The organism is Bradyrhizobium sp., assembly GCF_019244115.1.
Classification (GTDB): domain Bacteria; phylum Pseudomonadota; class Alphaproteobacteria; order Rhizobiales; family Xanthobacteraceae; genus Bradyrhizobium.
This window is the reverse complement of record NZ_JAFATE010000094.1, coordinates 1-20,868: the sequence shown is the minus strand read 5'-3', so window position 1 is coordinate 20,868 and position 20,868 is coordinate 1. Positions and strand designations below refer to the sequence as shown.

The 20,868-nt window shown below is 62.1% G+C and carries 18 protein-coding genes, 2 tRNA genes and 1 pseudogene; 6 read left to right on the top strand and 15 right to left on the bottom strand.

Features of this window, described 5'->3' with window-relative positions:
* Positions 1-167: 167 nt before the first annotated feature.
* Entirely contained in the window at positions 168-395 is a 228-nt protein-coding gene (locus JOZ76_RS04400) for a hypothetical protein (RefSeq protein ID WP_291697405.1), read from the top strand.
* Between the two features lie 12 nt (positions 396-407).
* Here JOZ76_RS04400 and JOZ76_RS04395 read toward each other — a convergent pair whose 3' ends face one another.
* The 13 genes from JOZ76_RS04395 to JOZ76_RS04335 all read right to left on the bottom strand — a co-directional run bounded on the left by JOZ76_RS04395 (position 408) and on the right by JOZ76_RS04335 (position 14,699).
* Entirely contained in the window at positions 408-1,463 is a 1,056-nt protein-coding gene (locus JOZ76_RS04395) for an alpha/beta fold hydrolase (RefSeq protein ID WP_291697404.1), read from the bottom strand.
* 158 nt (positions 1,464-1,621) lie between these two features.
* Positions 1,622-3,175, bottom strand: a complete 1,554-nt coding sequence (locus JOZ76_RS04390) for a hydantoinase/oxoprolinase family protein (RefSeq protein ID WP_291697403.1) — start codon at positions 3,173-3,175, stop codon at positions 1,622-1,624.
* Positions 3,176-3,179: 4 nt separating this feature from the next.
* Entirely contained in the window at positions 3,180-4,286 is a 1,107-nt protein-coding gene (locus JOZ76_RS04385; protein WP_291697402.1) for a DUF917 domain-containing protein, read from the bottom strand.
* A complete protein-coding gene (locus tag JOZ76_RS04380) occupies positions 4,283-4,969 on the bottom strand; it encodes an AroM family protein (RefSeq protein WP_291697401.1) in 687 nt (228 codons plus the stop codon). The genes JOZ76_RS04385 and JOZ76_RS04380 overlap by 4 nt, the downstream gene beginning before the upstream one ends.
* A gap of 4 nt (positions 4,970-4,973) precedes the next feature.
* Positions 4,974-6,047, bottom strand: coding sequence for an ABC transporter ATP-binding protein (locus JOZ76_RS04375; RefSeq protein ID WP_291697400.1), 1,074 nt, complete (start codon positions 6,045-6,047; stop codon positions 4,974-4,976).
* The gene (locus JOZ76_RS04370) at positions 6,044-7,102 is read right to left on the bottom strand and encodes an ABC transporter substrate-binding protein (protein ID WP_291697399.1); all 1,059 of its coding nucleotides are present in this window, start codon (positions 7,100-7,102) and stop codon (positions 6,044-6,046) included. Before JOZ76_RS04370 ends, JOZ76_RS04375 begins: the two co-directional genes overlap by 4 nt.
* Positions 7,103-7,119: 17 nt before the next feature.
* Positions 7,120-8,031, bottom strand: coding sequence for an ABC transporter permease (locus JOZ76_RS04365; protein ID WP_291697398.1), 912 nt, complete (start codon positions 8,029-8,031; stop codon positions 7,120-7,122).
* Between the two features lie 8 nt (positions 8,032-8,039).
* A complete protein-coding gene (locus JOZ76_RS04360; protein ID WP_441299974.1) occupies positions 8,040-8,912 on the bottom strand; it encodes an ABC transporter permease in 873 nt (290 codons plus the stop codon).
* Complete coding sequence (locus JOZ76_RS04355) at positions 8,909-9,700, bottom strand: IclR family transcriptional regulator (RefSeq protein WP_291697396.1); 792 nt, start codon at positions 9,698-9,700, stop codon at positions 8,909-8,911. The genes JOZ76_RS04360 and JOZ76_RS04355 overlap by 4 nt, the downstream gene beginning before the upstream one ends.
* Before the next feature lie 182 nt (positions 9,701-9,882).
* A complete protein-coding gene (locus tag JOZ76_RS04350) occupies positions 9,883-11,094 on the bottom strand; it encodes a MalY/PatB family protein (RefSeq protein WP_291697395.1) in 1,212 nt (403 codons plus the stop codon).
* Positions 11,095-11,383: 289 nt separating this feature from the next.
* Positions 11,384-12,847, bottom strand: a complete 1,464-nt coding sequence (locus tag JOZ76_RS04345) for a helix-turn-helix transcriptional regulator (protein WP_291697394.1) — start codon at positions 12,845-12,847, stop codon at positions 11,384-11,386.
* A 602-nt stretch (positions 12,848-13,449) separates the two neighbouring features.
* Positions 13,450-13,523: transfer RNA gene (locus JOZ76_RS04340), tRNA-Gln, on the bottom strand.
* A 111-nt stretch (positions 13,524-13,634) separates the two neighbouring features.
* A complete protein-coding gene (locus tag JOZ76_RS04335) occupies positions 13,635-14,699 on the bottom strand; it encodes a hypothetical protein (protein WP_291697393.1) in 1,065 nt (354 codons plus the stop codon).
* A 997-nt stretch (positions 14,700-15,696) separates the two neighbouring features.
* On the opposite strand from JOZ76_RS04335, the gene JOZ76_RS04330 reads away from it, so the two are divergent.
* The 4 genes from JOZ76_RS04330 (at position 15,697) to JOZ76_RS04315 (ending at position 17,613) form a co-directional block, all read left to right on the top strand.
* Positions 15,697-15,781, top strand: a tRNA-Glu gene (locus tag JOZ76_RS04330).
* A 213-nt stretch (positions 15,782-15,994) separates the two neighbouring features.
* Complete coding sequence (locus tag JOZ76_RS04325; RefSeq protein ID WP_291697392.1) at positions 15,995-16,591, top strand: hypothetical protein; 597 nt, start codon at positions 15,995-15,997, stop codon at positions 16,589-16,591.
* On the top strand, positions 16,566-16,877 hold the full coding sequence (locus JOZ76_RS04320) for a hypothetical protein (protein WP_291697391.1): 312 nt from the start codon (positions 16,566-16,568) through the stop codon (positions 16,875-16,877). The genes JOZ76_RS04325 and JOZ76_RS04320 overlap by 26 nt, the downstream gene beginning before the upstream one ends.
* A 262-nt stretch (positions 16,878-17,139) precedes the next feature.
* Positions 17,140-17,613 carry an HD domain-containing protein gene (locus tag JOZ76_RS04315; protein ID WP_291697390.1) on the top strand — a complete coding sequence of 158 codons (474 nt, stop codon included), beginning with the start codon at positions 17,140-17,142 and terminating at the stop codon, positions 17,611-17,613.
* 307 nt (positions 17,614-17,920) lie between these two features.
* Here the strand turns inward: JOZ76_RS04315 and JOZ76_RS04310 are convergent, their stop codons facing one another.
* The gene (locus tag JOZ76_RS04310) at positions 17,921-19,984 is read right to left on the bottom strand and encodes a hypothetical protein (protein ID WP_291697389.1); all 2,064 of its coding nucleotides are present in this window, start codon (positions 19,982-19,984) and stop codon (positions 17,921-17,923) included.
* A 268-nt stretch (positions 19,985-20,252) separates the two neighbouring features.
* Entirely contained in the window at positions 20,253-20,513 is a 261-nt protein-coding gene (locus tag JOZ76_RS04305) for a hypothetical protein (RefSeq protein ID WP_291697388.1), read from the bottom strand.
* Between the two features lie 106 nt (positions 20,514-20,619).
* Here JOZ76_RS04305 and JOZ76_RS04300 point away from each other — a divergent pair.
* A pseudogene (locus tag JOZ76_RS04300) lies at positions 20,620-20,868 on the top strand (hypothetical protein); the annotation flags it as partial.

Here is a 20,868-nt window from a genome sequence, read left to right as displayed (position 1 = left end):
GAAGCAATCCAGAGTTGGACGCGCGGCTCTGGATTGCTTCGCTTTGCTCGCAATGACGGCGAATTCCAACTTGCTTTCTTCGCAGGGAATGCTGGCGTCGCCCGCCGCCTTGAAATCGACCCGCGCCAGCGCTAGCTGAACCCTGATCGAAAGCGCGTGGACGCCTGATGAGCTCTTCGAATATCGAGCCGCTCGCCCGGGAAATGGCGGCGCGCATCTGCCGGCGCGAGGGCATGGCGGAAGCCAAGATAGCGGCGTGGGTGGACCTGCACTGGCCGTGCGCCGCGGCGATGCTGGAGGCCGGCATCATGGATGAAGCCGGCGAGTGGCTGCCGGGCAAGAACCTGGTCGAGGGCGTCGAGGCCTATCGCGAACGCCTCGATCGCTCGCGCTAGCGTACTCGCGGATCATGCCTCGGACGCGACGTCGACCACGGCCTCCGCAAACGCCTGCGGCGCCTCCTGCGGCAGGTTGTGACCGATGCCGCCGGTGATGGTCCGGTGCGAATATTTGCCCGAAAACATTTTTGCGTAGGCGGCAGGCTCCGGATGCGGCGCACCGTTGGCATCACCCTCCATCGTGATCGTCGGCACGCTGATGACCGGGCCCTGCGCCAGGCGCTTTTCGATATCGTCATAGCGCGCTTCGCCTTCGGCCAGCCCGAGCCGCCAGCGGTAGTTGTGAACGACGATTGCGACATGGTCCGGATTATCGAACGCCTGCGCGCTGCGCTCGAAGGTAGCATCATCGAAATTCCATTTCGGCGACGCGATCTGCCAGATCAGTTTTGAGAAATCGCGACGATATTTCTCATAGCCGGCGCGGCCGCGTTCGGTCGCGAAATAGAACTGGTACCACCATTGCAGCTCGGCCGTCGGCGGCAGCGGCATCCTGCCTGCCTCCTGGCTGCCGATCAGGTAGCCGGAGACGGACACCAGCGCCTTGCAGCGCTCGGGCCAGAGCGCCGCGATGATGTCGGCGGTCCGCGCGCCCCAGTCGAACCCGGCGAGCGTCGCCTTCTCGATCTTGAGCGCATCCATCAGCGCAATGGTATCGGCGGCAATGGCCGCCGGCTGCCCGTTGCGCACCGTTGCGTCCGAGAGGAAGCGCGTGGTGCCGTAGCCGCGCACATAGGGCACGATGACGCGATAGCCGGCCGAGGCGAGCAGCGGCGCGACGTCGACGAAGGCGTGAATGTCATAGGGCCAGCCATGCAGCAGCAGGACCGGCTCGCCGTTGGCGGGACCTGATTCGGCATAGCCGACGTTGAGCAGTTCGGCATCGATCTGTTTCAGCGCGGCGAACGACGTGTTGGTCCCCGGCTTGATCGTGCCTGTGATGACGGGCTTTGTGTTGGTCGGCTGTGCATCGGCGGAGCCAGTAAAGGCGAACTGGGCCGCGGCAAAAGTCATCGCGGCGGTGCCAAGGAAGCTGCGACGATCCTGATCGATGAGGTCTGACATGATCGTTCTCTCGTGAGGGGCGGGACGGGTAACGCGATCTGGCCTCGTGTTGAAATCGCAATCGCGTGATGGCCGTGAAGGTGACTAAGGCACCGGTGGTCCGTTAGATGGTGTTAGGCGTTGCGAGCGCTGTTGCGTGTCTTGCGCCGGAGCGCAGACTACGCCGCAGCCGGCACGCTGGGCTTGGCCAGCGCGCCGGCGACGCGGATGCGGACGCGGAGCGCGTTGCCCGGCAGATAGGCGATCGGCATGTCTTCGACATCGACCGTCTTGAGGGTTTTTCGCTCGGCGCCGGCCTCGACGGCGCGGTCTTCGGCGATGCCGCGGGCGGCCGCGATCGCCTCGTCACGCGAGAGCTCGCGAAACACCTGGTCGGCCTCGCCGGAGACCTGCGCGATCGCAGCGCCCACCGCATTGGCGCAGTCGCCATGCGGCACGCGGATGATTTTGGAAATGCCGGGCAGGCGATCGGGCACGAGGAAGGCGCCGCCACCGACCGCCACGAGCGGCACGTCGCCGGCCTCGGTCTTCATGCGGTCGATGTCCTCTTCCAGCTTGCGCTGCGCGTCGGACAGCGCGGCGTCGATCAATCGTTTGGGAAGTTTGGCAGCGCGCGCACGATCACCGATATCGACGAGCCCGGCGGCCACAGCGATGTCGGTCGCGGTCAGCTGAGTGCCGCCGAACACCAGCGCATCCGAGGTGAGGCGGTAGCCGACGCTGAGCGGACCGACGCGGACCGGATTTTGTGCGACATGGCTGCCGCCGCCAAGCCCGATCGACAGCAGGTCCGGCATGCGGAACAGCGTGCGCACGCCGCCGACCTCGACCACCGCGTTGGCCTCGCGCGGGAAGCCGTGGCGGAGCTGGCCGATGTCGCTGGTGGTGCCGCCGACATCGACCACCATCGCGTCATCGAGGCCGGAGAGGTGCGCCGCGCCGCGCATCGAATTGGTGGCGCCCGAGGCAAAACTCATGACCGGAAAGGCGGTGGCGATTTCGGCTTGCATCACGGTGCCGTCGTTCTGGGTCAAATAGAGCGGGGCCTCGATGCCGCTGTCGGCGATCGCCTGGCGGAACGCAGCGACCGTGGTGATGGCAAGATCGTTGAGCGCGGCGTTCAGCAGTGCGGCGTTCTCGCGCTCCAGCAGGCCGATGCGGCCGAGTTCGTGGGAGAGCGTCACCGTGGCGTCGGGGCAGAGCTCTGCCAGGATGTCGAGCGCTGCGGTTTCATGGCTCGGGTCGAGCGGCGAGAAGCTCGCGGAGATCGCTGCCGCGCGAAGGCCCATGTCGCGGATCTGGCGCGCCGCGGCCTTGAGGCCCGCGATGTCGAGCGGCATGAAGGGGCGGCCGTCATAGTCGTGGCCGCCTTCCAGCATGAAGGTGCAGCCGTTGACGAGGCCGGCCAGATCGGCCGGCCAGTCGCAGAACGGGGGCAGCGAGGCGCTGGCCGGCATGCCGATGCGGATCGCCGCGACCTTTTGCAGATGGCGGCGCTGCACGACGGCGTTGATGAAGTGGGTGGTGCCGATCACCACGGCGTCGACGTGCGTTGCTGCGGCCGGACTGGCGCGCAGCGCCTGCAGAGCCTCGAGAATGCCGGAGGTCACGTCAGACGTGGTCGGGCGCTTGACCGAGTGAACCACCTTTTCGTCCGAGATCAGGACGGCGTCGGTGTTGGTGCCGCCGACGTCGATGCCGATACGTTTCATAGGATCAGGCTCCTGCCTCGGCGGGGGAGAAGAGGGAGCGGAAGTCGAGGTCGTAGCCGAAGGCGCGGGGGCCGACGAACTCCAGTCCACGTGGGGTGGTCAGCACGGCGGGCGCCGGCAGCGCGACGATGGTGACGCGCTGGCCGTAGCGCACCGTCTCGGTGCCGATGCCGTGGCCCTTGACGCTGTCAAGCACGCAGATCAGGTCCGGCGACATCGCGATCGGCTCTCTGTCGCGCCAGGCGACGATCCATTCGTTCTGGAACGACAGCTTTAGCCTGTGACCGCGATCGGCATCGCTGCCCTCCACAATCGCACTGCCGCGCAAAAATCCTTCCGTGGTGCGGCGCGCGACGTCGACGATCTTGCCGGTGAAAAGTTTCTTGCCGCCTTCGGCTGCAAGCAGCGCCGCGATCGGGTCCTCGTGTTTGCGATTGGCGGCGTCGACCGCGCGGCCGATGCGGATCGCCTTGGTCGTGGTGAAATGAATGCCCCAGTCCTTGACCTCGCGCCCGGTGCGCGGCGCCTTGCTGGTCGAGGCGATCGAGCCCATCTCGACGCAGATTTTTCGGCTGGCGCGCTCCATCCACTTCCAGCTCGGCACCTTGGTCACCACGGCCTCGATGCCGCGCGGGTCGTAGAGCGTGCAGGGATAGGGGCGTAAGTCCCCGATTGCGACCGACGTCATCTGCGCTTCGGGAAAGGCGCGGCCCATGCAGTCCGCGTCGACCACGGGAATGCCGAGATGGGCGGCTGCCATCAGCGCCTGCATGCCGTTGCCGCCGCCGATCTCGACCGACATCACGGCGCGGAAGGCAATGTCGTTGATCTCCTCCTGCATGCGCACCGCGCGCGCGATGCTGCGGCTGTCGGCGAGCCGCTCCTGGCCGACCAGCGGCGCGCCCATGTTGGACACCACGGCGACCCAGTCGTCATCGGCGAGGTCGAGCGGCGACATCATCTGCACGTCGTGCCCCTCCGCGTAAAGCCTGCGCAAATTGAGAAGGCCGAGATAGGGACTGCCGCCGCCGCCGGTGCCGAGGATCCAGGCGCCGACGGCGAGCGCCTCGATTTCATCGAGACTGATGGTGTGCAATGAAGCCTCGTTCACGACACGAGCTCCGCGACGACGCGCGCGGCGGCCGCGATCGCAAGGATCACCGGTCCCGGATAGGACAGCCGCACCCGCGCCTTGTTGGCGCTGGAATAGCTCATGCAGTCCATCACCACGAGGTCCGGATGTTTGTCGGCCATCGCCCGCGCCGCACGATCGACGGCGGCGTCATCAGAGCCGGGGCGCAGCGTGACGCCGACCACTTCGAGGCCCTCGCGTCGCCACTTCCTGTCGATCAGTGTCGTCTGTTCGGCGAGTGGCGAGAACACCCCGATCCGGCCGCGCGGCAGCACCGCATCGACGATACGGTGCAGCACTATCGAGGGCAGGATCAACAGGCCCACCTTCGACAGGTTGGGAAACTTTCCGGTGCAGGCGAGCATCGTGACACCGACGCCCTCATGCTTGAGCTGGGCAAGCTGCAGGCTGGCACGAAGCTCAATCGCTTTCTTGCTGATCGTGACGGCATCGCCGTTCGGCAGCAGCGTGAACAGCGCATCAGTGGCGTCCCTGGGCGCGATCGCGTCGATCTCGGCGCGACTCATGCCGTCCAGCGCACCGCGCAGTTCGATGGCGACATCGGGAGGCACGACCGCGGCAATTTCCGCAGCCACGGAAGGACGCGGGCTCTGTCCGATGACGACCACGCCAAGACGTGTGTGTTTCAATGGCTTGTTCATGACATCAGTCCTTCAAGACGACGAGGTCGGCAGCCTTCCAATCGAGCTTGACCGTCCGCCCGGGCACGAACACGGCGCCGGCGTTCGGTTGCTGCGCCAGGACGCGATGCCCGCTGTCGAGAGCGATGTGATAGAGCACCGCGCCGCCGAGGAAGTTGGTGCTCTCGATGGTGCCGCGTGCACCGGATGCGGCCGCAGCGGTCTCCGTGTCGCCGGACGACAGGGAGATCTTCTCGGGACGCAGCGCCACCGACAGCAGACTGGTTCCGGCAGCGGAGGCAGGGAGTGCGAGAAACAGGCCGTGGCCGGCGGCGAGCGCAGGCCCGGCATCGCTTGTGACCCGTTCGCCGCGAAAGATGTTGGTGTCGCCGATGAAATCGGCGACGAAGCGGGTCAGCGGCTGATCGTAGATCTCGACCGGCGTGCCGATCTGCTCGACGCGGCCGCAATTCATCACGGCGATGCGGTCGGACATTGCGAGCGCCTCCTCCTGGTCATGGGTGACGAACACCAGGGTCAGGCCGAGGGTTTTTTGCAATTGCTTCAGCTCGAACTGCATCTGCTGGCGCAGCTTTTTGTCGAGCGCACCCAGCGGCTCATCGCAGAGCAGAACGCGCGGCTCGATCACGATGGCGCGAGCCAGCGCGACGCGCTGCTGCTGGCCGCCCGAAAGCTGCGCGGGGCGGCGGTCCTCGAGGCCCGACAGTTCGACCATGGCGAGCGCCGCCTTCACCTTGGCTGCGATGGCCTGCTTGTCGATGCCGCGCATGCGCAGGCCGAAAGCGACGTTTTCAGCGACGGTCCGGTGCGGGAACAGCGCATAGTTCTGGAACACCATGCCCATGTCGCGTTTGTGCGCGGGCACATGGGTAATGTCGGCGCCGTCGATGCGGATGGCCCCGTCGCTCGGGCTCTCGAAGCCGGCGATGATCCGAAGCGTCGTTGTCTTGCCGCAGCCCGAGGGGCCGAGCAGCGAGAAGAATTCGCCTTGGCGGATGTCGATCTCGATCGTATCGACCGCGCGGACGCCGCCATCATAGATCTTGCTGACGCCGGCGATCTCGATGGACGCGCTCATGCCCGAAAGATCCGGTTGACGCGGGAATCGATCTCGTCCTTCTGCGCGTTGTACCATTTCCAGTCGACCTGGATCAGTTTTGCGACTTTCTCCGGCGTGGTCAGAAGCCTGGCGTCATATTTCGCGTCGAGCTTCACGTTTCTGTTCGCCGGCGAATACCAGACCGTTTCCGCGAGCCGCTTCTGCACCTCGGGGCGCAGCATGTAATTCACGTAGGCGTTGGCGAGCTCCTTCACCTTGCTGCCTGGGGTGATGGCCAAGACCTGCTCCAGCGACAGCACGCCTTCACCCGGCGTGACGAAGTCGATCGGCTGGTTCTGGCCGTCGTAGCGGTAGATGCCGGAATCGTGGATCACACCGAGGCAGACCTCGCCGGACAGGAACAGCTTTTCCATCGCGCCGGTGAAATCGACCAGCTTGATCGGCTTGAGCTTCTCCAGCGCCGCATAGGCCGCGTCGAGATCGGTCTGGCCCTTGCCGAACAGCGTGCCGCACATCATCACAAAAGCCTGACCGAGGCTGTTGACCGGGATCACATAGCCGCCGCGGACGCCGTTGTATTTCGCCTCCCACAGCTCCTTCCAGGAGGTGATGCCGGCAAAACCCTTGTCGGTGCGCATCCCGAGCCCGATGGCGCTGGTGAAGATCGAGACGCCGACGATCTTGTCGCTGACGGCATAGGGATAGACGTCGGCGAGATTGGGCACGAGCTTTGGATCAACTTTGGGCTCGACCAGACCCATTTCCGCCGCGGCCCATTGCTCGTTCGAATTGGTATGCAGCACATCATAGATCGGCGCGGAGCGCGAGCTCGCCTGCAGTTTCGGCAGGAATGGCAGCGCGGTGTCGGTCCGGAGCTTGCAGTTGAACTCCTTCTCGAAGGCGGGGCCGATGTCCGAGCTCATGATATCGCCCCACTTGCCGCCCCAGCCGGTGATGTTCAGCACCGGCTCGTCCGCGCGCGCGACGTGGGGCGCGGACAGCGCACCGAAGCCGAGTGAGGCGCCGAGCGTGAGGAAACGGCGGCGGTGCATGGCTTTTGGTGAAAGCGTCATGGCCAGAGTCCTCCCCTTTACAGTTTCACATAGGCGCGCAGGCCGACGGTGCGGTCGAGCGCGAGGACGACGAGAAAGGCGAGCAGGATCGAGACGACCGACGCGGCGCCGATCGTGCCGTCGAGGTCGAACTTCAAATAGTTGAAGAGCGTGATCGGTAGCGTCTCGTTGCCCGGACTGACCAGGAATAGCGACACCGGGAACTGATCGAAGGAGACGATGAAGGCAAAGATCGCGCCGGCCAGCACGCCGGGTTTGACCAGCGGCAGCGTCACCTCGAAGAAGGTGCGGCCCGGACTTGCGCCAAGATTGCGCGCGGCCTCTTCCAGGCGCAGGTCGAAATTGTGCAGCACCGCGAGCGTCGTGCGCACGACATAAGGGATCGTGACCAGCGTATGGCCTGCGACGAGGCCCCAGAGCGGGCGCCCGACGTCGAGCAGCACATAGGCCTGGAACAAGGCGAGCCCGGTGAGAATGGCCGGCAGCATCAAAGGCGACAGCATGACCGCGAGCACGATGCGCGCCCCCGGCAGGTTGCCGCGCGCGATCGCAAGCGCCGCGCATCCGCCGAGCAGGGTAGCGCAGGCGGTCGTCAGCATTGCGACCTCGAGACTGAAGACGAGCGCATGCATGAAGTCGCGCGCCGCGAAGAATTTTTGAAACCAGCGCAGCGAGACGCCGACAGGGGGAAACTGGATGAAGGGCGTCGGGTTGAGCGCGAACACCACGACGATGGCGATCGGCGCCAGAAGGAAGATCAGGACGGCGATGTTGACGGTGAGATAAAGTGCGCGGCCGGCGCGTATTCGCTTCCCCGCGGCGGGTCGGCGGGACTGCGCGGAGGCGCGCTGGCGGTCCCTCAGGCTCGTCGCGGCGGGCAATGCGCCGGAAAATTCTTGCGAAGGAGTCTGCGGGGCGAAAGGCGGCATCATCGGCCTCACTGCAGCTCGTGCTGGCCTGAAACGAGGCCGAGCACGCGGTTGTAGGCGACGATGAGAAGGAGGGAGACCAGCAGCAGCACCATGCCAAGCGCCGCGGCGAAGCCGATGTTGAAATTCGCCGAGATCTGCTGGTAGATCAGGATCGGCAGCGTCATGATCTGGAAGCCGCCGAGCAGGATCGGCGTGACATAGGCGCTGATCGACAGCGCAAACACCAGAAGCGATCCGGCAAGAATCCCGGGCAGGCTGAGCGGCAGCGTGACCTCGAGAAAGCTGCGCAGTGGGCTGGCGCCGAGACTTTCAGCCGCCTGCTCCAGCCGCTCGTCGATGCGCCCGATTACGCCGGTCAGGGTCAGCACCATGAACGGCACGTAGATATGCACCAGGCCGACCACGATACCGGTTTCGTTGTACATCAGCTGCACGGGCTTGGTCGTGAGGCCGAGCGACGCCAAAATCTGATTGATGACGCCCTTGTCGGAGAGCAGCGCCATCCAGGCGAAGGTGCGCACGACGACGCCGGTCAGCATCGGCGCCAGCACGGCCATCAGCAGCGCGGCGTGCCCCGCGCGGCTCCTGATCCGGGCCATCCAGTGCGCCAGCGGATAACCGATCAGGAGCGAAATGAGCGTGGTCCAGAGCCCGATCCGGATCGTGGTCCAGATCACCTCGAGATAATAGGGATCATTGACGATGCGCAGGTAATGCCGCGCGGTGAAGGCGACATTGGCTGCGACGACCGGATTGCCGGTCAAGAGGCTCATCACCGCCATCAGCCCGATCGGAACGAAGAAGAACAGCGCAAAGAGCAGGGCGCTCGGCAGCAGGAGGAGTGCAAGGCCGTTGGTACGGGCGACGGCCATGCTCATCGCGTCCTTGCTGCGGTTCGCAGCGGCGGGGCGATCTGGCCTGTGGGATCACCGGTCATGCGCCGAAGCTTGTCCGCCAGTGCGCCCAATTCGCGGCGGACGTTGGCGCGTTCGGCCGCCGTGGTCGCCTGCACCGAATAGGACACGGCGATCCCGATCAGTTCGCCGGTCTCGCCGCTGGCCAGCGCAAAACCCTGGCTTCCGACGCCCTCTATGGCTTCATCGGCCGCCTCCGAAACGCCGGTGCGCCGGATCTCTTCCAGCCGTGCCATCAGTTGCGTAAAATCTTGCGGCGAGTTGCGCGGCAGCGTCGGATAAGGCGTCGGCACGCGTGCGCGAATGTCCGCGTCGGAGAGGCGCGCGAGCATGGCGCGACCGTTCGAGGTGATAAGTGCGGGCGTGCGCTGGCCCGGCGGATTGACCACCCTAAGCGGATTCGAGCCGGGCACAATGCGCAGCACGACCTGCTCATAGCCTTGATCGAGCACCGCGATGTAACCGGTGTGACCGGTGCGCGCGCAGACTTCGCGCAACTCGCGCTCGGCGGTGTCGATCAGGTCATCATGCGCCCGGTGCAGCCTGCCGAGCTCGAAGGTGAGGAGGCCCGGCCGGTAGCGCCTGGTGTGAGCATCCTGCTCCAGCAGTCCGCAGTCGCGCAGGGAACGGAGCAGCCGCGAGGTCGAGCTCTTCGGCTTGCCGGTGAGCGCCATCACGTCCGCAAACGACAGGTCGGGCCGCCTGGTCGAGAAGCAGCGCAGGATCTGGATGGCGTTGGTGAGGGCGCTCATGGGGCGGTCGTCCAAAGACCAATGGGTTCCAAATTTCGGAACCCGGTCCCAAATTCTAGGCCTGACGCGGAAAAGCGATCAAGCCGAAAATACCGGCAAGGCTCGGCGTCCAATTGCGCAACAAAGCAGGCCTCGTGGCGATGCGATGGCAAGCCTCGTCCTTGCCATATTCGCCGCGGTGGTCAGGCGGTCTGTTTGACGCTCCCCACGACGCGATCGAGGATCTCCCGCAGGATCGGCATAGAGGTCGCGAAATTGAGTCGGACGAAACCTGCGCAAGCCGGGTCGAACGTCTCGCCGGCGCTAAAAGCGATGCGCGCCTGATCGTGAAAGAACTGAAAGGCCGAACCGGTCTGCTTGATCGCTCGGCAGTCGAGCCAGGCGAGATAGGTCGCCTCGGGCACATGGAAACGCACGTCGGAAACTTCCGTGCGCAGCACTTCCGTCACGAGGTCACGCGCCTTGGTGAGATGCGCCATGACCGCATCGAGCCAGGGTTGCGACTCCATCCACGCCGCGACCGTCGCATCGACGCCGATGATGTTGCATCCTCCGAGGAGCCGGGCTGGAATCCGCTTGTGAAAGCGGGCGCGGAGCGCGTCGCTGCCGAAGGCGAGGACGGCGCAGCGCAGGCCCGGAATGTTGAAACTCTTGGTCGCCGAATTGAGCGTGACTGTACGCGCGGCAACGTCCGGCCCCAGCGAAGCGAATGGAATATGACGATGGCCGGCATAGACGAGGTCGGAATGGATCTCGTCGGAAACCACGATCAGGTCGTGCTCGATCACAAATCGGGCAATCGCCAGCAGTTCGTCGCGCCGAAACACCCGTCCCGTCGGATTCTGCGGATTGCACAGGACGAAAATCCGCGCGTCCTTGCAGGCGGCGGGTGCGAGTTCGCCGAAATCGAACACGTGGCGCGTGCCGTCGTCGCGCATGGGAAGAGAAATGAGCCGGCGTTCGGTCGTCGTGATCGCTTCACGGAATGGCGGGTAGTTCGGGGTCTGCAGGATGACGCCGTCGCCCGGATCGGAAAAAGCAAGGATCGGCGCAAAGGTGCCCTGGACGAGATCCGAGATCGGCACCACAAGGTCGGGTGACACATCCCAGCCGTAGTGCGTCTTCATGCGGGCGATGAAGGCCGCGGCGACGGCCGCGTCGACACGCTTGCCATCACGCTGCGGATAGCCGTAGTCGCCGTCACGCACGATGCGCTCGATTGCGGTCTGGATCGGGGCCGCGACCGCAAAATCCATCTCGGCGACGAAAGCCGGCAGCACATCCGCCTCATACTGGTTCCATTTGACGTTGCGCCGCGCCTGCAGGGCCGACCGGCTCAGCTCGAAATCGATTGTCTCGCCGCCTGTGATCAGTTTGCCGGTTGCTTGATTCATGTCCAAAAAGTCCGTGACGGCGATCTCGGGCGAGGAGGAGAGGGGCGACGATTGCCGCCGGCAAACTCGCGCGGGCGGGATTGGCGCACGACCAAAAGGTCATGCGCCATGCACAGATAGAACCGACCGAGCTCGTTTTTCAAGTCAACAGGGGGGTTGCCGACGCTGCCCGATGGCCAGATTGCGCATGCGGGTCATGTCCAAATCGCCCGTTGGGTGGCGATCCAGCGCCGCGGAGCCCGTTGATCCCTATACTTAAGTCGCCGGTATCATTGCCGGCATCCGGGGCTCAGATGAGGGCTGCTTTCTCATGCCGCACCTCGCCGGGCGTCAGCCCGTACTGACGGCGAAAGCGCCGATTGAAATAGGACAGATCGCCGAAGCCGACGTCGTAGGCGATGCTGCTGATCGCGAGTGTCTGGAGGTTGGGATCGCAGAGCAGCTGATGCGCGCGGGCCAGGCGCTGGCGGATCAGGAATTCGGAAAACGTGGTGCCGTCCGCTTCGAACAGGCGCTGCAGATAACGTGGCGTGACGTGCAGGCTCGCTGCCACCGACCCGATCGAGATATCGCGCCGCTCGCTATGCGAGATGATATGGGATTTTGCGAGCTTCAGTCGGGCGGCGCGCAGGCCGCGCGCCCGCCTCGCCGCGGTGAAATCGGGCGTATCGTCGATGGCAAGGACCAGCAGGTCGTTTAGATGTCGCAGGGACAGATTGAGCAGCGGCCGGTCGAGGCTGCCGGTCGAATGCATCAGCCAGCTCGCATAATGCGTCAGCAGCCTGAGCGCGCCCCGGTCCCGGCCGATCGGCCTCATCAGGGCCTCGTCGATGCTGAGGTCCGTCGTTTCGAATGCGCGCCGCGGCACGCGAAAGCTGAACGAATGTCCAAAACTCAAGCGGTCGAACGTGAATGGCTCGGCTCCGGAGAGGACGATGGCTTCGCCTTCGCGCAGCGTCAGGTCACGGCCGCCGGACTCGATGGCAACCGATCCGGTAGAGTTGACCGCCAGGACGACGTCGTCGTTGCCATCGGCAAGATGCTGTCTGCGGCGCGAGATCCTCACCGGAGACGATGCGCCATCCAGTAGCTGCAGGTCGGGCAGCGGGAGCCAGCGATTGTGGGCGCAGAACGGCGCATCCCGCGCCGGCTCGATATCGGCGCGCAGCATGATGCGGCCGTAATGTTCGCGCCACAATGCGACGCGATCCTGTTCCGGAATGTCGTCGGTCGCGAACTGGACGATGCGGCCGTCCAGATCGGTCACAAGCTGACCTGTGGAAGCAGATTTGCACGGATCGGTTCGATGCAGCGCGATCCGTTGGCGGTGATGCGGCCATCCGGCGCAGCCGTCGCATGGAGCATCCGGCTGGCGGGCGTAGGCGGACAGAGTTGTGGCGACGTGTTGGTCAAGCGGGACTCGCAAGGCTGATAAGTGGTGGCTTACGGGTAGCCTCGCTGCGGGAACAAGCCAACGAATTTGGCTTTGAGACGGGCTTGATTTTTCCTTGAGGCCGCATTCGCGCGCGATGACGGCTTTCGTCCTTCCTTGCCCGTCGATCGTCGGGACGCGCTCGTAAAGATGCCATGCGCCGCGCCCTTTGGCAGTGCGCAGGCGAGATGGCCGAGAATGCAAGCTGGCCGGATCCGGACATGTTCGGAGGACGCGTCCTTGCCGGCGGCTGCGACGGCTATGAGTGATGAGGAATTGCGTCTGTGGGTAAGGCGACGTGAGCCAGCGGTCGCGGCGCACCCGTGCTGGAAAACGGAAATAGGCTGCTCGGGGCATGTGCTGATTTTCGTAAAAAAAGTCTTGACGTCTTCACAAAATCAGAAGTATGGTCCGTGCGTCCCGCCCTCACAAGAGGGGCGCTTCGCGATCGTCACGAACGTTGAAGGCGGGATGCGATGGACGTGTCGGGTCGCAGCGCGGCTTTCCGCGCCGACGAACGATCTCGACACGGACGCGAAGGCGTGTGGTCCTGGCCTCCCGACGCTGAGGCCAAGTTCGCGAGATGATGATCTCGCGGGCGATGGGAGCAAGAAAGCCCGGTTCCCAGGGAGAGCGCGCTATAAGCGTTAAAACCATCGCGCAGGGAATGCCGGGTTGATCCGGCTGAACCTGTGGTTCCTGCCGCCTGCGTTTTTTGTTTGCAGGCGGGCCACGGGCGAGGCCGTCGCCCGGCATTCCCTGCGCCCTCTGACTTCAGAGGGTGACGTCGAGCCAGCAACCCGGGCGCGATCGCGCAGCGGGAACGCGAGCTGCCGGCTTCACGCGATTTGGAGATAGGCACGCCGCGGCGCCGCTTTCGCGCCGACCTGCAGTGGCCTTCGGGCTTTGTCGGCGGAATAAGCTGGCTGGGGAACCTGGATTCGAACCAAGACAAACAGAGTCAGAGTCTGTTGTGCTACCGTTACACCATTCCCCACCGAAGTGGCTGATTTTACAGCACTTTTTTCGGAAGTTTTCCAAGATCGCCAAGGAGTTTTCCAAATCAGGCGTCTGGCAGCGCTGATATAGCCGTCCAAACGTTCGGGGTCTAGTCCTCGTTCGAGACCAGCCGAAGCCGTTTTTGCCCTTGGGCCGCGACCTGCATCTGATCCTTGAAGCGCATGTAGTGCTCGACGTTTTGCCTGGACATGCCGATGTCGTTGGCGATCTGGTCGACCTCGTAGCCTTGCTCGGCGCGCCCCAGGATGCCGGTGCCGCGCAGGCCGTGGATGGTGGGGTGGTCAGCGTCGTCGGGCTCGATGTCCCAATCGTACTTCTTGACCTGGGCGGCAATCCATTCTTTCCAGCGGCGACATATCTCCCGGCCTTCCGGGGTGTCGGCAAGCCAGCGGCCCCAACGCGCGCGCAGGCCGTCAGCAGTGTATTGCGCCCCCTTCGGCGAATAAAGGTAGAGGTCTTCGCGGAAGCGATCGATCGGCTTCAGCCAGCGTGCATTCGTGAAGGTCACCGGCCTCTCGGCCCACCGGTCGATCTCGAGCGCGTCGGCGGCCGCGAGAGGAATGTGAAAGGACCTGCGGCGCTTTCTGGTCTTGAGCGGGCGGCACCAGAGGCCATTGCGGTCGCGGTGCTCGGGCCCCATCCTGATGAGATCGCTGCCGCGCTGGCACGTCATCACGCCGAGCCGCATCATGCGGACCAGATCGGGCCAAGCGTGCGTTCGGACATAGTCGATCACCCATGACGGCCACGGCACATGCCCGCGGTCTGGAATGTCGAAGTCTCTCACCTTGTCAAACGGGTTGAATTTGGCGAGGTCCAGCGGAATCGCCCAATCCCAGATGGTGCGGCCGACCGACAGCATCTGGTTTGCCATCACCGCGGTTTCTTTCATCGCGTCGCGTGCGGTCTGGACCGTGATCGGCGCCAGGTCGCGAACCGCCACCATGCCCCAAGTATCGTGCGCCTCGAAGCGGCGCATGTGCACTTCGTAATTAGATTGTGTGCCTCCGGAGAGCCGTTTGAATTCGTCGCTTGCGCGGTATCGGGTGATGAGATCGCCGATCGAGCCGGCCGGATAACTAGTAGGAGTCGAACTCCGGCGCCGCTCGACTTCGGCGAAAAAGCGTGCCGGGTGCTTGATCGCATCGGGCAATTTGATCCGCTTGCCCTCGCGGTCGGTGTTTCGTCCGGGATTCCAATAATAGTAGGTGTAGGCCTTTCCGCTTTTTTTGCGGATGGTTTTGGTCTCTACCCCTTCAGGCAAGGCCACGCCGGTTTCCCTTTTTCTGGCCAAATCTCAACGCTCCACGCATGGCCGCATCGGTGGTGTCCGATGCCGTCCGGCCGGAGAGTCTACGGTCTACGTCTTCCCAGCGCCAGCGGGGAGTGCCCGAAGGGAACGTGTCGCACGGTGGAGGCAGGCGGCCTTCCTTCACCCATTGATCCCAAGTGTCTGTCGAAACGAGCAATTCGGCCGCTCCGGTTTCCCGGTTGACATAGGCCGGCGTCCGATCGCCCCGAAGCAAGTTGTCCGTCTTGCGCAGTGTCATTCGCGTTTACCGGAGGGCGTTATCTTGTCACGGACGTGCAACCCGACGAGACACACGCAGTTGAGTTTTCGCTAATCGAGAAACTGTGCGACGTGTTGATTATCCTGATCATCATGCTCAGGTGAGGCGGAAGGGGAAACGGCGGCTATAAACTCATCGTACGATTGGGTGCCACGGCGAACGAAAAGGAAAGAAGCTGCCCGCGGTTTCGATTGTCGATTTATTTCCGTTTGGACCAACGCACGCAGCCGGCTGATGGATTGATATAAAAACAGCAATGTTCCCAATAGGATATCGCAGCGTGTGCGCCTGAGAGTTCTAAGATAATACCCGACAGCCGCACATCTCGTGGCGCGCGAGGGGAGGTCGCCGTCCGACTTGACGACGGGCTTCACCCACCCAGAGCTCTGGAGCGCATAGCAGCTGACTCTTAATCAGCGGGTCCCAGGTTCGAGCCCTGGTGCGCCCACCAAGCAAATCAATAGTTTAGCGATGTTCACCGTTTGAGAACGCCAAACTCAAACGGTTTTTCAAACGGTGTTTTCGCGAACCGTTCTAACGGGCTGCTCTCCACAATGTGATAGGCATCGGAGCACACGGGCTGCCGCCAACTCGTTTGCGATGAGCACTACGGATCGGCCCTCTCAAGGCTGAAACAGGGGTTCGATTCCCCTAGGGAGCGCCACGCAACTCTTCTCCCGTCATCCATTTCGCGGAAGCGTCAGATGACCCTTAGAGCCTCCAAGCGGAGGCAAAAAGTTGAAATTCTCAAATATTCCCGTCATTCCGCGCAGGGTCGACGGTAAGCTCGTCTCGAACTTTTCGGGCCGGAGCCATCAACTGAATTCAGAAGCGTACAACAAAACGTCCAACATTTCGTCCAACAGGGAGGCGGCTCATGCCTGACTTCCTCACCCGGCGAAATGGCACATGGCACTTTGTGCGTCGAGTCCCGATGGAGTTCGCCGAATTCGACAGACGCGGAATCGTCCGCCACTCGACGAAAGTCGGCATTTCGTCCGATCGCACTGGGAGGCGGGCGATCCGCGTCGCTGAAAAGTTTAATGAGGAGTTGGAGTCTTTTTGGTTGCAGTGCGCACAAGCTGCCGATCCGGCTGCGGCCAGTTATGATGAGGTTTGGCGGCGGGCGAGATCGCTGGGCTTTAACTATATCGAGAACAGCGAATTGGTATCCGCCTCAGCCCAAAAGCGTCTGGAACGAATTGAAGCCCTGCTATCGGTCGGGCTGGAGAACGACGCTACGGCGAGGGCGGCATTACTTGGTACCCAGCCGCAGCCTTTGATTTTGATCTCGAAGGTATTTGTCGAATACGAAGGGTTGATGGAAGACGTGACGGGGAAGCAATCGGCCAGCCGATTGCGGGTTTGGCGTAACAGCCGCATGCGTGTGGTTCGTGAGCTTGTCGAGGTCACGGGTGACAAGCCGGTTACAGAACTTACAGAAACCGATGGCCTCGATCATGTCGATTGGTGACACGAGCGTAAAGACCGGCGAGGTGCACGCTAGCAGCGCCAATAAGTCCATAGGCATGCTCAGCCGAATGTTGAAAGAGCTGAGCGTTCGTCGCCGCCTGAAAACCCCGCCGATCTTCGCAGGTCTGCGGCTTCGAGCCCCGGAGACAAGGACACGCAAAACTTACGATCGCGAATTCATCCAAACGCGGCTGCTCGCCAACCACGCGCTCGACGGCCTTATCCGTGCCGCGTCTGCAATCGTCCCTCATTCGAGACCGCTCTCGCAAGAAGATGCTCCTTTTTGAGAAAGTTGGCGGTTGATCAGTCTCTCCGCTTCGGTGGAAGCCACTTTTGGCGCCTCATCCGATTAGTGCCGTTACAATAGGTTTCGGGCGGGGGCCGGGCAGGACAGGGCGAACCACGTCACACTTACGACCTGGAAAAACAATTTGCAGTCGAATTCCGGTTGGAAGACGCGGGCCAACCCATTACTGTCCTGCGGGGGGACACGGAGGCCTAGACGATAGTCTGCGCGATTGCTGCCCTCAAGCCGGGGAATTCCAGGGAATGGCAAGCACGCAGAAAGATTGGAACGAACGTCGGAGCGGATGGCAGCAACAGGCGGAAGACCGCCGGAGTCCTTCGGACGTGGACTATGCGCGCATCGTCCACTCAGGATCGTTCCGACGGCTTCAGGGCAAAACCCAAATTCTGAACCTCGGCGACAGCGACTTCTATCGCACTCGTCTCACTCACTCACTCGAAGTCGCGCAAATCGCGGGCAGCATCGCCAGGCAATTCGACGGCATATACGCATCTCACCCAGCGCACCCGCATATTCCTCCGTTGAGCCTTATCCAGTCGGCGGGATTCAGTCACGATCTGGGCCATCCGCCCTTCGGGCACGGCGGGGAAGTCGCGTTGAATTACTGCATGCGGGACGCGGGAGGTTTCGAGGGTAAGCGATCTAGACAGCGATCCCTTCGGCCGCCTCAGCAACGTCAAGTGTTCCGACGCGCGTATCGCAGCCTCGTACCGTAACATCCAAGACGCGTCGCTGGTCATAACGTCGCCGCCATATTACGGAATGCGAACTTACGTGCAGGATCAGTGGCTCCGCATGTGGTTTTTGGGCGGTAGCGAAGACGTTGATTATTCGGTCGACGACCAGATTTGCCATTCAGGTCACGACGCATTCGTCACCGATTTAGGCAAGGTCTGGAACAATCTTTCTAAACACTGCCAGGACGGAGCCCACCTCTACGTGCGCTTCGGCACGCTTGCTTCCGCGAAGAGCGACGCGAAGGTTCTAATGCGTCGATCGATCGAAGAATCTGGCGAATGGAAGTTATTGTCCGTCCGTAGTGCCGATACAGCCCATGCCGGAAAACGGCAAGCCGACTATATGGGTCAGGACTCTACCGCTGCGGATGAGTTCGACTTTCATGCAATCTTGAATTAATGCCAGCGAAGTTCCGCAGTTCTCGTCGTCTTCCGTCACACTCTTCGGCTGGCCAAAGATGCGGACGGTTCCGGTAGTAGTTTTCCAAATCTCAAAAATTCGCTCGCGTGGAATGCCGTTCCCGAGCGGTTCGACGTAGTAGTTGTCGACCTTCCGCGGCGTCATCCGAGCGTGGGAATAGTGCTCGGCGGTGCCAAGCAGCGTTGCCGCGAAGCGTTGCGGCAGGCGCACAGACGCCGTGACGATTTCGCGGATGAAGATGATGTTCGGGCAAATCGCGTCGGATTTTTCCATAATTTCATCCGCAGGAAATATCCACGCTAGCGCGCGTTGAGCGCGGTTTGGAAGAGTTAATATTTCGAGCAAGTGCCGGCTAAAGGCGTTGCACAGTTCCTCATATTGCCGGAGCTCCCAAAAGCAGATTTGTGTCCTAACGGCTCCGAAGCCCTGCGCGGTAAAAAGCTTCTCGGACTCTTCCATCCAGCTTCCGAGCGTTTCAATGAACGATGAAAGCGCCGCCCATTCAGCAACCAGTTGGTCCTTGTTGATCGCGAATGCGGCCTCTCCAAACGCTTTGAACGAGACGGGCTCACCGCCTTCCACCGGGAATTTCTTCGCATAAGGCGCGAACAAAATTCCTCGAACCGCGACGCCCGTCAGAAAGCCGGAGCCGGCGTCGAAGTTGACGACGATGGCGTACTCGGCGTGGCGACCTCGGGCGAGTCCCGCCACCTTGGCTTTTTGGTCCACCGTTACGGCGTTCTTCGCAATGGCGCTGGCCCGTGCTCCAATTTGAATACGGTCCTTTTTGAGGAAGGCATGCTGCCGAAGCACGTCGGCCGAAGCGTCGATGTCCACCACCTTCGCAACTGTCGGGTGTCCGCCACTTTGGAGAACGCGACTTGCCCCACGGCTCAGCGAAGGCATTTTTGAAAGGTGGTCGGTCGTCTCTGCGTTATGGAAACAATAGTGGGTAGGATTGGCCGCAAAAACCTTCTTGTCTTCGACCGAGAGCCAATTGGTGTTACCCAACCAATCACATGAGCCGCATCGCGGGTTGACATGATAGTCAACCGCGGCCCAGCCCTTCGCGTCCCCAACACCGAGCACGCGCGGAAGATCTTCGACAAAAAACTTCCGGACATTCGGCATGTAAATTAGGTAGGTGATCAGACCTTCTTCGAGGTCCTTCCGCAGCGCATCAAGGCGTTTGTCATGATCCTGTCCGTCCTTGGTGGCCTTCATTTTCGTAAACTGAGGCATCTCTACGTGGCGCCACAGGTAGACGCGGTCCGATACGAAGAAGAGTTTTGCTAGATCAGCACATTCGGTCGAAAGCCAGTTGGAAAGGAAGATTGCATAGAGACATACTTCCGCTGAATAACTGGCGTTTGCCTCCGTGACATTCTTCAGGTCGATTACACAAAGCGCCATCCGTGTATCGCCGTCCTGCAGGCGACGGCGTTCGCCGGATGGCAATATTTCGTATTCGTTAGCGCGTCTTTGATCGGCGAAAATGATGTCCGGTCGGAGCCCTTTGAAGGCTGGAATAATAGCGGCGTGCTGGGGTGGCACACCGATGTTCGTGAAGAAGGCGTCTCTGAATTGTTGGGGCTCGAAGGCCGGTTGAAGGATGAGTGTCGGCTTTTTCACCGCCGCCAAAGCCGCCTTGAGCGGGACCGGCTTTTTTCCGCTGTCGGCGTGCGTTACGTGGTTGGGAAGTGCCGTAGCAAGGATGTCGTACTGCTCGTTTTCGAACGCTACGCCCGACGCAGTGATGAATTGTACGCCCGGCCTCGATTTCAACGGGATCGGTATGCCTGCTGCGGCGAGTGCCTTCGTGTCATCTGAAAAGAGTGAGAGATAAAGCTCCCGATCGCATTGAGTGCGCAGGAACATTGAAAACGTGCTTTTTGAAACGAGGCGGGCGGGCAAATTCTGGGACGCCATTAAACAAAATCCTTGGGAAGGGTAGATTACGGAAAATCGACGAATCTCACCCAGGACAATATAAGCCCAACCTGCAATTGTTGGGAAAATCTAGCGCAACTGACTGAGAATTCTTGGGAAATTTCGGCTTCGCGCCCCCAATTTTGCACCGCAAACCAGCCTATGGTGGGTGAAGATCACCACAAATCCAGCTTTAGCTTTTGTGTGCGGGTATGGAGCTAGGATGCGACCTGACGGCAGCGCATTCTTGTTTCAACCGTTCGCCTTCTCAGAGAACACCAAGCACCGAGCCAACAGCGCTTAGAACTGCTGCGATGCCCGTCAAGACAGCTGCTTTGCTGTTGAGCTGCGATGACTCATAAAACGCGACCTGGGCGCTCATGATGTGTAACTGCGGCACATCAGAGATTGACGCGGTTGGCTCGTGGATCGGGACGCGACTGGCCTTCCACCAATAAACGGCGGCTCCAATGGCAGTCCCCAGGCCCGCTAAGGCAAAGATGACGGCTAACCAATGACTGACGCTCATGCCGTTTCCTCAGGCGATTCTTAGGCGCTACTATAGTGCGAATTGGGGATGAAGCGCACGCTCACGCGTTCCATTTGGACGTAAAGCGGCCCTCGGGAGGGGCGATATGGATCTGGACGGGCTGATTGAGAATTGCGCGCCGCCTCCGAACAGGCGGGGCAAGCATGAAGGGGAACACGAGCAAAAGTTCCATGAGGGCGCCGTGATGGTGGCCTATGCGATGCATTTGCTTCGCACCGCCAGCACTGCTGCGGTCTCGATCCATCCGGACGGCATGCACGGCAGGAATTTCGACTTCGTCGTATGGCTTAAAGCGCAAGGCTTTGAGCTGGAGACGCGTACAGGCACGACTGCT

Bases quoted from the DNA above. Each gene is read 5' to 3' on its own strand.
- JOZ76_RS04400 (WP_291697405.1), top strand. From the start codon at position 168: ATGAGCTCTTCGAATATCGAGCCGCTCGCCCGGGAAATGGCGGCGCGC.
- JOZ76_RS04395 (WP_291697404.1), bottom strand. From the start codon at position 1,463: ATGTCAGACCTCATCGATCAGGATCGTCGCAGCTTCCTTGGCACCGCC.
- JOZ76_RS04390 (WP_291697403.1), bottom strand. From the start codon at position 3,175: ATGAAACGTATCGGCATCGACGTCGGCGGCACCAACACCGACGCCGTC.
- JOZ76_RS04380 (WP_291697401.1), bottom strand. From the start codon at position 4,969: ATGAACAAGCCATTGAAACACACACGTCTTGGCGTGGTCGTCATCGGA.
- JOZ76_RS04375 (WP_291697400.1), bottom strand. From the start codon at position 6,047: ATGAGCGCGTCCATCGAGATCGCCGGCGTCAGCAAGATCTATGATGGC.
- JOZ76_RS04370 (WP_291697399.1), bottom strand. From the start codon at position 7,102: ATGACGCTTTCACCAAAAGCCATGCACCGCCGCCGTTTCCTCACGCTC.
- JOZ76_RS04365 (WP_291697398.1), bottom strand. From the start codon at position 8,031: ATGCCGCCTTTCGCCCCGCAGACTCCTTCGCAAGAATTTTCCGGCGCA.
- JOZ76_RS04360 (WP_441299974.1), bottom strand. From the start codon at position 8,912: ATGAGCATGGCCGTCGCCCGTACCAACGGCCTTGCACTCCTCCTGCTG.
- JOZ76_RS04355 (WP_291697396.1), bottom strand. From the start codon at position 9,700: ATGAGCGCCCTCACCAACGCCATCCAGATCCTGCGCTGCTTCTCGACC.
- JOZ76_RS04350 (WP_291697395.1), bottom strand. From the start codon at position 11,094: ATGAATCAAGCAACCGGCAAACTGATCACAGGCGGCGAGACAATCGAT.
- JOZ76_RS04325 (WP_291697392.1), top strand. From the start codon at position 15,995: ATGCCTGACTTCCTCACCCGGCGAAATGGCACATGGCACTTTGTGCGT.
- JOZ76_RS04320 (WP_291697391.1), top strand. From the start codon at position 16,566: ATGGCCTCGATCATGTCGATTGGTGACACGAGCGTAAAGACCGGCGAG.
- JOZ76_RS04315 (WP_291697390.1), top strand. From the start codon at position 17,140: ATGGCAAGCACGCAGAAAGATTGGAACGAACGTCGGAGCGGATGGCAG.
- JOZ76_RS04310 (WP_291697389.1), bottom strand. From the start codon at position 19,984: ATGGCGTCCCAGAATTTGCCCGCCCGCCTCGTTTCAAAAAGCACGTTT.
- JOZ76_RS04305 (WP_291697388.1), bottom strand. From the start codon at position 20,513: ATGAGCGTCAGTCATTGGTTAGCCGTCATCTTTGCCTTAGCGGGCCTG.